At 60.1% G+C, this 16212-nt stretch carries 13 protein-coding genes; 5 read left to right on the top strand and 8 right to left on the bottom strand.

Annotation, left to right across the window (positions count from 1 at the left end):
- The first annotated feature begins 23 nt into the window (after positions 1-23).
- A complete protein-coding gene (locus DI579_RS03905) occupies positions 24-938 on the top strand; it encodes an ABC transporter ATP-binding protein (RefSeq protein WP_303678792.1) in 915 nt (304 codons plus the stop codon).
- A 2-nt stretch (positions 939-940) separates the two neighbouring features.
- A complete protein-coding gene (locus DI579_RS03900) occupies positions 941-1924 on the top strand; it encodes a glycosyltransferase (protein WP_303678741.1) in 984 nt (327 codons plus the stop codon).
- On the opposite strand, the gene DI579_RS03895 is transcribed toward DI579_RS03900, so the two are convergent.
- From DI579_RS03895 to DI579_RS03885, 3 genes are all read right to left on the bottom strand, one after another.
- Positions 1912-3696: a hypothetical protein gene (locus tag DI579_RS03895; RefSeq protein WP_303678740.1), complete on the bottom strand. Its 1785-nt coding sequence runs from the start codon at positions 3694-3696 to the stop codon at positions 1912-1914. The genes DI579_RS03900 and DI579_RS03895 overlap by 13 nt on opposite strands.
- Before the next feature lie 84 nt (positions 3697-3780).
- Positions 3781-5382, bottom strand: coding sequence for a hypothetical protein (locus DI579_RS03890; RefSeq protein ID WP_303678739.1), 1602 nt, complete (start codon positions 5380-5382; stop codon positions 3781-3783).
- A gap of 189 nt (positions 5383-5571) precedes the next feature.
- On the bottom strand, positions 5572-6150 hold the full coding sequence (locus tag DI579_RS03885) for a GtrA family protein (RefSeq protein WP_303678738.1): 579 nt from the start codon (positions 6148-6150) through the stop codon (positions 5572-5574).
- A 214-nt stretch (positions 6151-6364) separates the two neighbouring features.
- On the opposite strand from DI579_RS03885, the gene DI579_RS03880 reads away from it, so the two are divergent.
- Positions 6365-7378 carry a hypothetical protein gene (locus tag DI579_RS03880; RefSeq protein ID WP_290599375.1) on the top strand — a complete coding sequence of 338 codons (1014 nt, stop codon included), beginning with the start codon at positions 6365-6367 and terminating at the stop codon, positions 7376-7378.
- 34 nt (positions 7379-7412) lie between these two features.
- On the opposite strand, the gene DI579_RS03875 is transcribed toward DI579_RS03880, so the two are convergent.
- The 5 genes from DI579_RS03875 to DI579_RS03855 form a co-directional block, all read right to left on the bottom strand.
- Positions 7413-9302, bottom strand: a complete 1890-nt coding sequence (locus DI579_RS03875; RefSeq protein ID WP_303678737.1) for a glycosyltransferase — start codon at positions 9300-9302, stop codon at positions 7413-7415.
- Positions 9303-9480: 178 nt separating this feature from the next.
- A complete protein-coding gene (locus DI579_RS03870; protein ID WP_290599379.1) occupies positions 9481-11139 on the bottom strand; it encodes an FAD-binding protein in 1659 nt (552 codons plus the stop codon).
- A gap of 66 nt (positions 11140-11205) precedes the next feature.
- Complete coding sequence (locus tag DI579_RS03865; protein WP_290599380.1) at positions 11206-12642, bottom strand: NAD(P)-dependent oxidoreductase; 1437 nt, start codon at positions 12640-12642, stop codon at positions 11206-11208.
- 304 nt (positions 12643-12946) lie between these two features.
- Positions 12947-13186, bottom strand: a complete 240-nt coding sequence (locus DI579_RS03860) for a hypothetical protein (protein ID WP_303678736.1) — start codon at positions 13184-13186, stop codon at positions 12947-12949.
- A gap of 44 nt (positions 13187-13230) precedes the next feature.
- Positions 13231-14274, bottom strand: a complete 1044-nt coding sequence (locus DI579_RS03855) for a glycosyltransferase 87 family protein (RefSeq protein WP_303678791.1) — start codon at positions 14272-14274, stop codon at positions 13231-13233.
- Between the two features lie 192 nt (positions 14275-14466).
- Between DI579_RS03855 and DI579_RS03850 the strand changes: the two genes are divergently transcribed.
- Together DI579_RS03850 and DI579_RS03845 are read left to right on the top strand one after the other, a co-directional pair.
- The gene (locus tag DI579_RS03850) at positions 14467-15390 is read left to right on the top strand and encodes a hypothetical protein (protein ID WP_303678735.1); all 924 of its coding nucleotides are present in this window, start codon (positions 14467-14469) and stop codon (positions 15388-15390) included.
- A gap of 8 nt (positions 15391-15398) precedes the next feature.
- A complete protein-coding gene (locus DI579_RS03845) occupies positions 15399-16076 on the top strand; it encodes a hypothetical protein (protein ID WP_290599383.1) in 678 nt (225 codons plus the stop codon).
- Positions 16077-16212: the final 136 nt, after the last annotated feature.

Below are 16212 nucleotides of genomic sequence, written 5' to 3'. Positions count from 1 at the left end.
CCGGTAAAAACCGCGCCGGGCGCATGAAACTCACAGACCGCCTGCACCGCCCCGCCCCCCGCACCGAAAACGTCTCCATCGACACCTACGATGCCTGCGTCGACTTCCCCATTTTTGACGCCCGCACCCGCTCCCTCAAACAAACCTTCTTGGGGGCTGCCGGCGGCGCTATCGGCCGCAACAGCAGCAACGTTGTAGTGGTGGAGGCCCTCAAGAACATTAACCTGCACCTGCGGGAAGGCGACCGGGTGGGCCTTGTTGGCCACAACGGCGCCGGCAAATCCACGCTTCTGCGGCTTCTCTCCGGCATTTATGAGCCCACTCGCGGCTCCGCCGACGTCCGCGGACGCGTCGCCCCCGTCTTTGACCTGGGCGTTGGCATGGACCCGGAAATCTCCGGCTACGAAAACATCATTATCCGCGGCCTGTTCCTGGGGCAGACCCGCCAACAAATGCAGGAAAAAATGGAGGAGATCGCTGAGTTCAGTGAACTGGGCGAATACTTGGATATGCCACTGCGCACCTACTCCAGCGGTATGCGTATCCGCCTCGCCCTGGGCGTGGTGACCTCCATCGACCCGGAAATCCTGCTGCTGGATGAGGGCCTGGGTGCGGTGGACGCTGCCTTCATGCGGAAAGCCCGCAACCGGCTGAAAGACATGGTGCGACGCTCCGGCCTACTCGTTTTCGCCAGCCACTCCAACGAATTCCTCGCCCAGCTGTGCGACAAAGCCATCTGGATTGACCATGGTGAAGTTGCCCTGGCCGGCTCCGTGGAGGAGGTTGTGCGCGCCTACGAGGGGAACCAGGCTGGTGACCATGTGGCCCGCATTATTGCCGACATGGAGAAGGAAGACCAGGAGCGCAGCATCGACTCCCGGCGCGGCATTCCCCTAGACAGTGCCAATAGTGCTGATACTGCTGACGAAGGAGCATAGTTATGCAGGTCGTTGGGGTTGTCGTCACCTATAACCGCGTGGATGTTCTGGGCCGTTCCCTGCAAATTCTGGCTAACCAAAGCCGCCCCCTCGACCACCTTATTGTGGTGGACAATGGCAACGACCCGGCTGTACAAACCCTTCTTGAGGACGCCGGCAAGAACGCCCGCGGCGGCGCCGGTATGCCCGTCACGTATCTTCCCTCCCAACACAATTTGGGTGGGGCCGGTGGTTTCGCCCTGGGTATGCTGCATGCTCTGGCGTTGGGTGCGGATTGGGTATGGTGTGCTGACGATGACGGCCACCCGGACGGCCCCGATGTTCTCCGCACACTCCTGGACTGCGCCAGCGAATATGACCTGGACCAGGTGTCCCCGGTTGTGTGCACGATTGACGACCCGGAAACGTTGGCGTTCCCGCTACGTCGCGGCCTGGTGTGGCGGCGCAAACGTAGTGAACTTTTCGACGCGGACGACCCGCAACACTCAAACACGCAGCACCAGAACACGCAGAGCGCGCAGAGTACGCAGGGCGCACAACATCACACTGCGCTGCTGCCCGGTATTGCGTCCCTTATGAATGGGGCCCTATTCAGTTCCCGCTGCCTGGACACTATTGGCGTGCCTGACCTGCGTCTTTTTATGCGCGGTGATGAGGTAGAGCTGCATCGCCGGCTGGAACGCAGCGGCTTGAAGTTCGGCACCTGTCTTGATACCGCCTACCTGCACCCGAATGGTTCTGACGAGTTCAAGCCGATTCTGGGTGGGCGCATGCACGCACAGTACCCGGATAGTCCGGCGAAACGCTACTACACGTACCGTAACCGCGGTTTCCTTATGGCCATGCCCGGTAAGCACTCGCTGATCTTCCAGGAGTATGCCCGTTTTATGTGGTTCTTCCTGGTGCAGCGGCGAGACATTACGGGGTTCCGGGAGTGGCGTCGCCTCCGCAAACTGGGGCGCGACGAGAAACTCTACCGCATGTGAAAAGCGTCCACGTGTATGCGGTCTGGGCTTACCCCATGCTCCAGGAAGTAGCTGGAGTATTCCCTGCAGAGGTTTGTGGGCCCGCATATATGGATGGTGATGTCCTCCCCGTATAGCGGCGCAGCAGCAGGGGCGTGTGACGGTGCACCAGCACTAGCCGCGTCGGCAGCGTCAAAATTGTTCACACTATCGGTACTGTCCGCGGGGAAGGCGAGCTGGTGGGCCTGCTGCGGGGTGAGGCGCTCACCGTTTTCCGTGTCCACTTCCACCAGGGTCAGCCAGGGCCATTCTCGGGCGCATTGGCGTACCAGGTTCAGGTAGGCCGGCTTCTCCGAGGGGTGGTAGGACCACACGAGCGTCACCTGGCCGGGGAAATCCTTGCCCACCGCATAGTTGAGGTCCCGCAGCCAGGCCACAAATGGGGTAATACCAATACCGCCGGCCACCCACAATTGCCGCACTCCCCCATGGGCGGGGTGGGTGCCGCCGCGCGGTGTGGAGACCGTCACCGGCATGCCCTCTGCGAGGTTATCGACAAGCCAGCGGGACCCCTTGCCACCAGCTTTAATGCAGTATTCAACAGTGCGATCCCAGGCAACACCCTGCGTGCGCATGCGGGACCCCACACCCACATGCTGGGTGGGGCCAGTACGCCCCACAATGTTGGGAATGGACGTCATAGTGAAGGGGTGCGGCCCCTCCTTCTGCCCGGGAACACCCAGGTAGGAGTATTGTCCGGCGGTGTACCAGTAGGATTCTGGGCGGCCGCGGTGCAGGTGCGGCGCTAATTCCACGGTGACAATGGCGGTATCCGGGTTGGGGTAGGTGATGTTGACGACGCTCCCCGGGTAGAGCCGGTCGGTGCGGAATTGCTGAATGAGCATAACGCGGATAGTGACCAGGGCCGCCATGATCATCACGATGCAGTAGGCGGAAAGAAGGTAGGGCAGGTCCTTGGCGGAAATGCCTATACCAGAGGTGTCCAGCGCGGAACCGTCCAGGACGGACGTGGACCACATATGCCAGGCCAGAACACCCCACAGAATGATGGTGGCGGCGTTAAAGAGGGGGTAGATGACGTCGAAGGGGACACGGGCGATCCAGGTTAGGAGGGCACTGTCCTGACTGTTCTGCCTGTCCCGACTGTTCCGAGATGCTCGGCCTACAACGGCCCCGTCTACACCGGCCGCGTCTGCACCAGCCCCGTCTGCACGGGCCCCGCTAACTGCATTAGCTGCCTGAGAGGTCTTAGCCTTAGCTAAGCGCGGAGTATTTGGCCCCACATAGCGCAGGATCAGCAGCAGCGTCACCACAATAAGCATGACCAACAGAACAGTATCCACAGCGCGCTGCCCCACCGTGCTGGATAGGTCAATGTCGCGATCCTCGCCGGAAGTGTTGGGGGCGAAGCCGTCACCGTTAATGAGGGCGATGCGGCGCAGCAGGTAGGCTATCCACTCCAGAATGAAGCCGGTAATGGTGGCCAGCCGGTTCCACAGCAGCATGCCTTCCGCCCCGTTGAAGGATTTGTTGATGCGGGGCATGGCGTCGAGTGCGCCAATGCCTGTCACCATGAGCCACAGGCCCGCCAGTTGGAGGACGATGACGGGGAAATCGTGCACGCCCGAGAGAGTGGTGCCGCCCATTTGGTCCCCGTAGGCAAGCAGGACGAGCAGGGGGACAACAAGGCACGAAAGCAGCATGCCGGAGTTGGCTTTGAGGACCTTGATGGTGGCGCTGAAGAAGTAGCGCGTCTTGTGGGGTGTGGGCATACGTTTAGACTAGCAGCACTGTTAACACCCGCCGGCACTGATTAGCGTTGCCGGCGCTAACAAGCCGACGCTGGCCGGCACAGGCTAGCACTGTTCGGTGGTGCCGCAGTAGATGGCGTTGGCGAGGTCTAACGCCCCCCGCACCATAGTTTCACGCCGTGAAACATCACAGGTGTGGGTGGGTGGCTGCGGCGGCAACCCCACCGGGTAGACGATGGGCCACAAGGATCCTGCTGCCTGCACACTTTCATGCTTCACCGCATAGTAGTCACCATCGTGCGCATCTACCGCCACCCCCGCGCAGCCGGCCGCGGACGCCAGCAGATGCGGGTGGAAACGGGTGGAGAGCCAGCGCACGTTCTCCCCCACCGGCAGCCCCTCCCGCCACAGACGCGCAAACGGCATGAACTGGGCACCTGGGAAATCCTGCTCAATAACGTTCTGCCACACGGCATAATCACCGTAGGGAATACACTCCACCACCAGCAATTCGGAGCCCTGCACCTTCCAGTCGGCGAGGGTTTCCCGCAGCCACGCCCACAGTGTTTCTTTATCGTCTACTAGGTCCGACTGCACGCAGAGGATAGTTGTGCACCCCTCCGGTGCCGGGTGGTAGGGGAAGTAGTTATATGTGTCGGCGACAGTAAGGTGCTCACAACCCCACTCCAGCAACGGCATTCCGAATGCGGCAGAGTTAGCGGCTTCCCCAGCGGCTTTCCTATCGACTGCCCCATCAGCTGCGCGACCCGAGTGGGCTGAGTACGCTGCGTGGGCTGCGTGGGCTGACTGTACCGCACACCGCATTTTCGCCGCCAGGCGGGTGCAGAAATTACGATTCTGGGCGGCCGCGCGTTCTTCCGCTTGCCGTTGCGTGGCGCATTCCATAATGCCGAGGGCAACAGCGAGCCACGTATCGTCCCCCACCTTGGCGAATTCTGCCCGCGGGGTCAGCTCGGTAAAGAATTCTGGCAGCGTAGGCGTGGCGGAGGGTTCTTGCTGGCTGGTGACGGCATTAACGGTGTGGTGAAGAATGGCTTCGCTGGCGGCGTCGCGTACCGTCACCACGTCTGCTTGCAGCAGGTATGGGAGGGTAACGCCCAGGCGTTGCGGCATGAGCCCGGCGCCGGTGGCGACGAACAGTGGGCGTGGTTCACCTTCCGGGCGGGGGCGGTCTGCTACTGCCGCTACTGCCGCCACGATGGCTGCGTGGTGTGGCCACATGTCGTTGAGGTAGCCGCCGCCCACAATATGGAGAACGTCGGCGGATCCGACTAAGTCTAGGTTGGTGGCTAAGTCTGCTTGTGCTCCCCCGTCGAGTACCCAGGTGCGGGTGAGGGTGCAGAGTTGTTCTAGTTGTTGGGTGGTGATGTCGGTGGGGTCGATGGGTTCTTTGTCTTGCGGGAAGATGCGGCGTCCGGCCCTCTCGACCAGGTCCCAGAGGGTGTTGGTGACGACGAGGTGCGGGTGGAGGTCACGGAGGAGGACGGCGGCTTTTCCGGGGTTGTGGCAGTCCACGACGACGGTGTCGTGGGGGTGTGTGTGGGCGAGGTAGCGGAGCCAGGTGGCGGCGATCAGTTCGTCTCCCCAGTTGGGGACGCCTGCCGGGGCTACAAGGTAGTAGACGCGGGGGCGCCCCGGCTGCCATGCGCGGCGCGGGTGCTGGTGGAGGACGGACTGGATGGTCATGCTCTTAGGCTATCCAAATTGGGGAGGGAATACCGGCGGAAATGGCACCCTGGCCAAAGCGTTGCATAGACGTTGCATAGACGTTGCACAAACACAATAAATACGCTGCATTTCGTGCGCATTAGCCTAGCTGTGGCGGACTAGCGGTAGCGGCATAGCGTTATACCGCTCGGCGCGACGCAGCTTGTTTTAGCGGACTCGGAAGATGACGGTTCGCTGGACGATAAAGTTCACAATAGTGGCGACAGCCTGCCCCACCACGAAACCAATAGTTTTTGCCCACAGGTGTCCTAGCGACAGGGTGGCTTTGTACACCACATGGAAAATGCCGACGTTCAGCCCGAATGTCACAGCGTAGAGGATACAGACGGCAATAAGGCGTTTCGTGGAGTGCTCGGCCTGGAATGTCCAGCGGCGGTTGAGGGCGTAGGCCAGGGCGGTGCCGCAGATGAAAGAAATTCCTTTGGAAACGGTGGTGTTTAGCCCCAGGTAGGACAGGAGGAGGAGAAGCCCGAAGTCGACGACGGCAGACACGCAGCCGGTGGCGATAAAGCGAAGAATTTGTGTCTTTAGGCTTGTGGTGGTGGAGTTTTCACCCTCGAGGGGGACGGCGGTGACGTTCGTGGCGGCCATCATTGTTTCGTTGGCCTCCACTGTGGGATCAGTGCGGTTAGTGGTGTCTGCGGCGCCTGCACTATCCGCGGCACTTGTAGTCTCGATAGCGCCCGTGGGGTCGTTGGGGGTGTTATCCTGCTCAAACTGCTGCACGTTCCTCAGAGTAAACCGATTCCCCTGGCCATGCCACTCGCCTACCCGCCCGCGGCACGTCGCGCTATGCCCCAGCAATGTGCCGCGTCACGCCGTGCTACACCCCCACGTCATACACCATGCACATGCCACACCATTCCGCACCCCGCAGCATGAGGGATAGCGGAGGGCATAAAATGGGGGTCGTTGACTACTGCGAGGAAAGTGGGAAGCCATGCGTCATCGTGTTTCTGCCGCCACTACTGGGCTACTGCTTACGGGGGCGCTAGTGGTGGGAGTGGCGGTGTCTGGCTGCACTGTTCCTACTGCGGAGGATCGGAATAATGCCGGCGGCACCACGGGGACGCACCAGCCTGGTGATGGGGATTCTGCGGCAACCCCGTCTGCGGGTGTGCCGGGGGGCCAGCATGCTGCCACTATTACGGATAAGCAGGCGAATGCGTTGCAGCGGTCGTGGCAGCAGTTTGTGAATAGGCACCCTAAGGCGGATATGAGTATGGCGCTTTTGCCGGTGGGTGCACAGAAGGGTGCTGCCCCACTGGAGTTGGGGTTTGCGCCACGCATAGCGGGTGGGGAGGCTTTGCGCGTGCCTATTGCGTTGGCGGCGGTGGAGAAGTCTGGTGGCGATGGTGACGTGGGTGGGGATCTGGTCACTGCCCTCAACGCGAATGATGCGCGGGCGGCGGCGCGCCTGTGGGCATCGTTGGGGACGCCACAGCAGGCGGCGCAGGCTACTATGCGGGCGTTGCGCCAGGGTGGGGATACGACTACCCGTGTGCAGACCCAGTATCCTTTGCGCAGTGAGTGGCTGCCGGTGAATCAGGTGCGGTTTGCGGCGGGGTTAGCGTGCTTGCCGTCCGCCGAGTACATTCGTGCTTCTATGACGGCATCGAGCCCCAGCCAGCAGTTTGGTTTTGGTGGCTACAGTCAGGCGCAATTCAGTAATGCCTGGGTAGAAACACAAGGTGCGCAGGGGCCACAAGGTGCGCAAGGAAAGCAGGGCGCACAGAATACGCGGGGTGCACAGAAACAGAGCACACAGAAACAGAGCGTAACTACGGTGCGCCAGATGGTCATTATGGACATGGGGAAGGCGGGTTTTGCGGCACTGTCGCTGACGGCTCGCACACCGGACGGAACGCGGGCAGGCGCGGAGAAACTCCTTACCGCTATGGCGCATTGGTTAATGAGCCAGGCGGCCAATGTTCCCGCCGGGCGCTGCCTATAGCCAGTCGCCTACACAGCCGCGCCCTCGCCTAGTCTTAGAGCTGGTAGAGCCGTTTCCAGTTATCGCGGGAGGTGAGCTCCCCGAACGCGTCCCGGTATTGTTGCGCAACCTCATCAGCTTCGCGTGTGAAGCGGCGAATGAGGGCGGTGAGTTCGCGTACTTGCTTGCGGGACTTCTCGTGGTCGAAAACGCGGTGGTGGACTACCGACTGGGAAGCGTCCGTGACGTACACGTCCTCATAGAGTGAAGTGTTCCACCAGGTGGCGTCCTCGTAGGGGACGATGGTGGCACCGGGGATCCGCTTGTTGAGGAGGGCTTTCACGGTGCGTTTCGCCATGACGGCTTTTTCCCAGCGTTCGGCGGGTGGCGGGGCGGTGCGGCCGACACGGGCGACCGGTGGTACGTCGTCGAGGTTGGTGGGTTTGGTTTCGGGGAAGGCGGCGCGTTCGCGGTTAATGCGGGCGACGGCGTCCTGGCCACCGTCGTGTAATCCCTTGGGGCCATTGAGGAATCCGCGGACGGCCGCCATGTGGGTGTGGGCGAGGCCGTATTGCATGCCGAGGATCTCGCGGCGAATATCGGCCAGGGTGCTGGTGGCTAGGGCTTTGGGGTTGAAGCCGGGGTCCAGGGCGGCGGTGATGAGGCCGTTGCGCATGGAGAAGAAGTGTCCGAAGCCGTCCACGTCTTTCCAGTAGAAGTCGGCGTGCCAGACGGCGGCGCCGGGGAGGGTGACGGTGGGAATGTTGTTGCGGCGGCCGCGAAGTGAGTATTCCACGTCGTCCCATTGGAAGAAGAAGGGTATGGGCAGCCCCATGCGGGTGACGGCCTCGGAGGGGATCAGGCAGGACCACCAGCCGTTATATTCGGCGTCTAGGCGGCGTTCGGGGAGGTCCCCATCAACCATGCTGGTGTTGGTGACGCCGTGTGGGTCGGTGAGGGTGCCGCGGCGGAGGGTGCTGAGGTCCACGCCTTCGGCGCTGGCCAAGAGGAAGTCGGGGTTGTAGAGGAACATCATTTGCGCGCCCACGATGGTGGGGGTGCGGGTGAGGGCGGCGAAGGCACTCATGCGGACGACGGTTTCGGGTTCTACGCGAACATCGTCGTCCATGAGGAGAATGTCGACGGGGGTGGTGTCATGCTCGGTGGCTTCGTAGATGCCGCGGGTGAAGCCGCCGGAGCCGCCCAGGTTGGGTTGTTGAATGTAGTGGAGGGTGCCGCCGAAGGTGGTGGCGGCGTCCTGGAAGTCGGGCTGGTCAGCAACGTGCTGGGTGCCTTGGTCGGTGACGTAGAGTTCGTCGATCATGCCGCGAACGAGGTCGTCGTGGGCGAGGGCGGAGACGGTGGCGGCGCAGTCTGTGGGGCGGTTGTAGGTGCAGATAGCAATAGCCAGCCGGCGCTTGCTCTCCCCCGCGCTGGCGCTATCGTTCGCCGCTCCTGCGCTCACCCCACTACCAGCCCCGCTAGCAGCACTGTTTGTACTGCCGGGGGCGAGGGTGTGGGAGTGCCATTCTACGTCGCTGATGTGGGAGTTTCCTTCACGGGCGGCGAATTCTAGCCAGAGGGAGCCGCCGTCGTGGAAGCTGTTGAGGGGGGCGGTGAGGGTGAAGGTGCCGGGGCCTTGCAGGACGGTTTCGTCGATGGTGCGTTCGTGGCCGCCGATGTCGGAGGCGCGGAGGAGGATGGTGGTGTGGACGGTGGGGTCGGCGTCGATGGTGCCGGTGGCGTTGACGGAGGTGACGCGGGTCCAGCGTTGCCAGTAGGAGGCGGGGAATCGTCCGAAGTAGGTGTTGGTGCTAAGGCTGCCGCCGCCGTCGAGGGTGATGTGGTGGCGGGCGCGGAGTGCGGTTCCGGAGCAGTTTCGCGCGTAGAGGTCTTGGTTTACCCAGGCGCGGGGCCCGGTGAAGAGTGTGCGCTGTAGCAGCATGCCGTGGCACCTTCCATAGCGGTGAGGGAGCGGATGTACTTTTAGTGGAGGGTAATTCGCCCTCCCGAGGGGTGATGGGTGGGTTTACCTTCCCAGACTAGTCTATAGATAAGGTGTCGCCCCAAGCTCAACGCTTGGGGCGACACCTTTTAGTGATGGTTAGTGTTTACGTGGTGTTTTACTTCTTGTCGGCGGCGTCGAGGCGCTGCTTGGTCATTTCCTTGCAGCGGGCGGCGGCGTTGCGGCCGGCGCGGCGGCCGGAGAAGAAGCAGTCGGCGATGGACAGGCCGGAGACGTAGGAGTTGGAGCAGACGCCGACGGCGTTGCGGCCAGCTGCGAACAGTCCGGGGATGTCTTCGCCCTTGTCGTTAACAACATTGCCGGTTTTCTCGTTGACCTGCAGGCCACCCAGGGTGAGGCCGGGGGCGGGGTAAACAAGGCCGTTGAGGAGGTTGTTCGGAATGTTGGAGATGTCGATCCCGTAGAAGGGTGCCTTGATGATGGGGCTGGAGAGGTTGGCTGCCTTGTGGTAGGGGTCTCCGGTTCCTTCAAGGATGCCCTTGTTGTACTCGTCTACGGTCTTGCGGAGGCCGGCGGCGTCAACGCCGATCTTGGCGGCGAGTTCCTCGAGGGTGTTGGCTCGCTTGTGGCCGAGAGTGTACAGGTAGAGGGACATGGCCCAGTGGAAGATTTGGGACTGTGAGGGCACTTGCTTCAGAGCCTTAATCCACTGGTCGTGGTCGAGGACGAGGCGGCAGTTGGCGCCGTATTCGCGGACCATGTAGTTGGAGTGGGTTGCACCGTAGAGGTCTTCGTTGGCAACACGGTGGCCGTTGGTGCCAACGGAGACGCCCTCGATGAAGGCTTCCGGCGGGGAGATGAAGCGCCAGGAGGTGGCTTTGTCCATCTGGGCGATGGCGCCGCCGGCGCTTTGTCCGAGCATGATGCCCTTGCCGTTATCGCCACCGGTTCCTAGCGGGGTGATCTTGGCGTAGGGGCCGGTGTACTTTTCCATCCAGGAGGTGTTGTAGGCGAAGCCGCCGGCGGCGAGAATGACGGAGTCGCAGTGGACTACGTAGTCCTCTTTACCGGCGCGCCAGATGGCGTCGGTGAGTTTGTCGGCGGGGCGGCCGATGTAGTCGGGGAAGAAGTTACCCATCTTGGCGGTCAGTTTGGTGACTACCCAGTGGAGTTTCTGTAGCTTCTCGTTGTTGAGGGCGGAGAACTTCACGCCCACTACTTTGTTGCCGTCCATGACGAGGTCGGTGACGCGGGCCACGGGCAGGAAGGTGACACCCTTCTGCATGGCGGAGTCGTGGAGAGCTTTGAACAGTACCTTGCCGGATTTCAGGCCGGAGGCGTGGGTGCGGTGGCCACGGGCGGCGGGCTTGGCGTGCTCGTTGTAGGGGTAGGCCTTCTCGTTACCGGAGTAGTACAGGTAGTGCTTGTCGGTGGGGTAGGAGGCCTTGTAGGGGCAGAGGGAGGCGTTGAAGGGAACGCCGTTTTCTTTCAGCCACTCGATCATGCCGGGGGACTGTTCGCAGAATTCGCGGAGGGTTTCGTCGGAGACGACGCCCTTGGCTTCCTGCTTGATGTAGTTGAACATGTTCTCGACGGAGTCCTCGACACCGGCTTCCTGCTGGATGGAGGTGCCGCCGCCGGCGTAGACGATGCCGCCGGAGAGGCGGGTGGCGCCGCCACCGATGGAGAGGTCTAGGGCGAGAACGTGGGCGCCGTTGTCGGCTGCTTCAATGGCTGCGGCCGCACCGGCACCACCGAAGCCTACGACGACGACGTCGAATGAATCGTCGGGGATGAGTTTCTTTTTAGGAGACAATTTGTTCCTCCTCGTTATGTCTGGGTGTGGGGCTTTCCGCGGGGGCGGGAAGCGGGGTGGTGAAGATTAGCGGTTGAGCTGTGCTAGGAATTGGCTGTGCTCGGCAATCTTGTCGTATTCCCAGGGGTTGCGAACCTCGTGGGGGCACCAGTGGCCGGCTTTGAGGACGGCGAAGGGGCTGGCGTCGAATTCGTAGCCCATGGTGCCTTGCCAGCGGAGTGCCTCGTAGGGGTCGCCGGAGTACTTGGTGGAGAGCAGTTTGCCGCCACGGAATTTGGCTGCGTCCTGGAGTTCTTTCACGGTGATCTTGGAGAGGTCTTTGCTCTCGTCGTAGCCGTGGTCGTAGTAGGTGGGTTCTTTGGAGAACTCGGGGGGTACGAATGTATCCCAGGTGCCTATCTTCTTCCACTCGTCGTAGCCGCCGAAGTAGGCCTCCATACCTGCGGGGTCCTTCTCCTTGATGAACTTCAGCATGCCGCGGTCCTTCAAGCAGGTGGGGCGCATGACGAGGTTCTTGATGAAGCCCTTGGGCATGTAGCCACCCAGTTTGAAGCTGGCGGGGGCAGCGTTCACCATGCGGTCGATGGCCTTCTGCGGGTCCGCGCCGGAGCGGAAGGGAACCAGTTCTTCCAGGTAGTCGGAGTCGGTGTACCACTGGCCGTGGAAGTTGCGGTTGGCGTACCAGTTGTAGTCGTACCAGGTGCGCATGTCGGCGCCGAAGGCGCTAACCATGCGGGAGTAGATTTCGTAGTTGCTGAAACGCCAGGGTTCGCCGGAGCCGAGGTTGTAGACACCGCGCCAGAACTTGGGGTTGACCTCGTAGTCGGTGACGATGTTGCGGATAAGGCGGGCAGCGTCTTCCACGAGGATCCATTCCAGCACACCGTTCATGGTGGTGTGGGTCATGATGGGGTCCAGAATGAGGACGACGCCGGGGTGGAAGATGCCGGAGGAGCGGAGCCATGCCCACTTCTTCAGGCCGGAGTGAATGAGTGTCCGTTCCGCAATAATCTTGGACTGGGCGTACTCGTCGTACATGGAGGGCCACAGTGGGTCGCCGACGCGTCCCCAGTGGTGGGGTGCTTGGCGGTCGCCGGTTTCGGCGACGGAGCCGATGCCGATAACGCCGATCTCGTCGGGGTTCGGCTGGGCTTTAACGGCCTTGATGATGTTGCGGATAGCACCAACGTTGACCTTGTGGGTAAGAGCATGGTTGGCGTCTGCGACGGGGGACACCATGCCACCAAGGTGGATAACGTAGTCGGCGCCGTCAACGCAGCGCTTCACGGACTCGTAGTCGGTGAGGTCTCCAAGGACAATTTCGACGTTGTCCTGGGCTTCGAACTCCTTGCGGAGGTCGGGATTGTTTTCGTAGTCGGTGGGGAGGACGAGGGCAACAACATCTACCTTGTTTGCTACGCCAGCCAGTGACCGGAGGGTGAAGCGCCCCCAGTTACCGAAGCCACCAGTCAGAAAAACTTTCGTTTTCTTATTCTGAACCATTTAGGACTTCTCCTAGTTGCAGGGTGTAACGGCCATGTCGATGTTCAGTCTAGGTTTGCTGTCCTAGTTTTGATTTAGTTTCCGCAACTATTAGCGTCACGTCTGTGAAAAAGTGTGCTGAGTAGCACAAACATAAAGTGCCGGGGTGTGAAAATATGGTCCAGTGTGACCTATCTGCCACCACAAAAATGCCAAAACTTTCCATTTATGACACTTCTTGTGGCCCGTAACGCTGCCTATTTTTTACTTTCCCGCTACGCCTTATCCTCCCCTTTCTTTCTCCTTTTAGTACATCTGACCAGTACTATTGGAGCTCCCCCACATATCTACTAGACGGCCAAATATTGTATAGCAAAAAGACACACTTATGCGCATCGCGAGTTCCCTCTTGCGCGTCGCGTGCTACTAGCGCCCCGGCCGCGAGGACTGCGGGATAAATAAGGTATCCGAAGCGGCTAGCGGGCATGAGCAGCATGGCGGCGGTAAGCCCCACGGCACATATCCAGAGGGTGCGTACAAGCGTGGAGGGGGGTCGTTTTACCATCCACACCACTAGGGCAATTCCGGCCAGAAACAGCAGTGCGCGCGCTATCCACACCCCCACTGGCCCGGTGGCGGCAATAAGTTGCCCGGGGGTTCCGCCCTGCGCGGAGGAAGTGACGGCGGCGGATCCACTGGGGTAGTGGAGCGTTCAGCCGAGCGTGCAGCAGGGTGTGCAGCAGGGTGTGCAGTATGCGGGCGCCTAGCAGCACCCCACTGGTAGGCCAGGGCAATAAGGACAACGAGCACCACGGGCAGGGCGGTGAGTTTCATGCCTAGCGCTATCCCACCAGCTAGCCCGGCTAGTGCAGCGGTGGCGGGTTTGTCGTGGAAGGCTGCTACCGCGCAGAGGAGGAGCAGTGCTACTAGTAGTGCGTCTATGCCGGCGGCAACAAAGTTCATGGTGACGGGCGGTACCGCCACAAGGAGCAGGAGCGCACTTTCGGGAATGGCAGGCTTGTGGGCTAGGAGCCAGGTGAGGAGGAGAACCAGCACGGTTGCGGGGAGGAGGTAGAGCCGGACGTCAGTCCACCAGTGTGTTCCCCACCAGCTGGTGGGGAAGCCGAATATGGCAAGGAGTGGCGAGTAGGGGTTGTAGTCTGCCACGTGTGGGGTGGCCAGGTGGCCTGCATCAATGTAGGGGGTGCCGGTGTGGAGGAGGAGCTGGCCGGAGCGTTCCACAACATAGGTTTCTAGGTTGGCGCCTATCTCGTGCTCGGGTGGGGCGGCGGTATGTGCCCGGTGTGCCACTCCCCAATACATGGGGGCGAGGGAGGTTATGAGGAGGAACGCGGCAAGGATGCGGGCGCGTACGGGAGTGCGTGCGGGAGAGTGTGTGGGGGCTAGTGCGGGGAAATGATGGTGGGAATGATGGCGAGAAAGGTAGTAGAGGGTAGTTAAGTAGGCGATTGCTACTATGCAGGAGGGAAGAGTGATGTAACCCCATAGACGGTATGCAGAAGCAGTGTTGAGAGATGTGATAGCAGTGAGGGCGGCATAGATTCCTACTGCTACGAAAATGGCAACCTCTATAGAAAAGGTCTTCAGAGGGGTTAGCTGTAAGCGATTATTATCACGAAAAACTGAAACCATCAAGAAGGGAGAAGACACCTCCTACCATAGCTATTCGAACGAAATTCACACTGCAAGAAGCGATCTATTACCTAGTTCACACAAAAATAACCAAAAATCGCTATATCTCCAATGGGCTAAATGCTAACCTCGAAACACTCGCGGGAGGTCTCCTCCGCGTGAATTGCATTTCTAACTTTTAAGGAGAAAGTGATGCAAACTCTAACAAAGTCGGCTGCTGCGATTGCGGCAGCCACACTGTCACTCGCTATTGGTAGCGGTGTGGCACATGCACAGGAAGTGCCTGAGGCTCCACAAGGACTAGACACTACCGTGAGCACTAACGTGGTTCGCGGCGCGAATCTAGCCTCGTGGAATATTCCGGACACTCCGGCTCCGTCAAGTGACGCGGTTGCTTTCCTTGAAGATGCTCTTAAGCTTGCCGGCCGAGACACCCTCAAGAACGCTAAGCGCAATTCACTGATGTCGCCTACCACAACCATTAACGTTCGAGCAGACGGCAACGATAATAATAGTAACGATAAGAGCGATTACCTCAAAGCTGCGGTTAGCAGTGGTTCCACTGGTGCTATTGAAGGCGCGCTAGCTGGCGGCCTTCTCGGCATCCCCGGTGCAGTAATTGGCGGCACTATCGGTGCTGCTGCTGGACCGGTTATCGGTAGTGTACCTGCTGTCGCTACCAAGGTCGCTCGTAACTTCCACGCAGTAAAAGCTGCCCTGCCTACCATTGGCGTTAATAAGCAGATCATCGATGCCGCTCTAGCAGCTCGCAATGGTAAGCACGCCCTCGTCGACGTTAAGCTTGCTGCAGGGAATTTCGTCGCTCAAATTATCGACAAGAACCTTGCCGTTCTAGACGGTGTTGATGCACTCCTAGCTGGAGCTACCATTCCTGCTAACATCGCTGCCCAGGGCCTCGATGCTGTACGCGTCCTCCACAACGGACGCCAAGCATTCCTGGAACGCCGCCTACTGCTAGCAGGTATCCTGCCCGCAGCTAACATCGCTGCCCAGAAGATCGATGGCCTACGCGTCCTCCACAACGGAAAACAGGTACTCTTTGACGGTACTGTTGCTTTCATCGCAGGCAATCTAGCACTTTTAAGTGCGGCTTAGCGCTTCCCATGCCCGTCCCTGGTGTGGCAGCAAAGGCTTTTCTGCTTAAGTTCGCTGTTCTACAGCATCAGATTGCTAATGCTGCCCGCATTAATACTGGTCTTAACCTCGCTGCCCAGAACCTCGAAGCCGTACGCTTCGTTATCAACGGTGTTCAGGTAGCTGTCAATCTTCCACTGTCCCTCCTTGGAACAAAGTTCGCTGTAGCTAACATCGCTGCCCAGGCCCTCGATGCAGTACGCGTCCTCCACAACGGTAAGCAGATCATTGCCGCTGGCCTGGCTATCCCGGTTTTCATTGGTCTCAAGAAGTTCAACAAGATTCTTAAGATCAAGAATGGCATTGACACTCTTGCCTTTGGCGCTGCTGCTTTGAAGCGCATTGCTCTGAAGGTACTTGATCGCATCCTCCTCATCAAGAATGGTGCTGTGGTACTCGCCAGTGGATTGTTTGTTGTGCACAACCTTTTCAAGGCTGCACTTGCAGAAGGAATTCACCTTCTCACTGTCCTGCCGGGCATTGTTCTCAGTGCTCTAGGATTCGCGGCTGGTGCCTTCACCGGTGCAAGCCTTGGTGGTGTAGCTGGTGCAACCGCCAGCATTCCTGGTGCTTTCTGGGGAACCATCCTCGGAGCCCTCGGAGGCGTAGCCTACATGTACATCTACAAGGAAGTACTCAAGAAGTAACCAACCTTCCTAAAACGTAGATTGACACATAAGTTCATACACACACTGGGGTGCCCTCCACACAGGAAGGCACCCCAGTTCCTATTTACACACCACAACCCATCCACACAATGCCCCACCACCCCCCTATACCACT

The sequence above is a fragment of the Lawsonella clevelandensis genome, assembly GCF_003241315.1.
Classification (GTDB): Bacteria; Actinomycetota; Actinomycetes; order Mycobacteriales; family Mycobacteriaceae; genus Lawsonella; species Lawsonella clevelandensis_A.
Note: the sequence above shows the minus strand (reverse complement) of the source record. Positions and strands in the feature narration are given on the sequence as shown.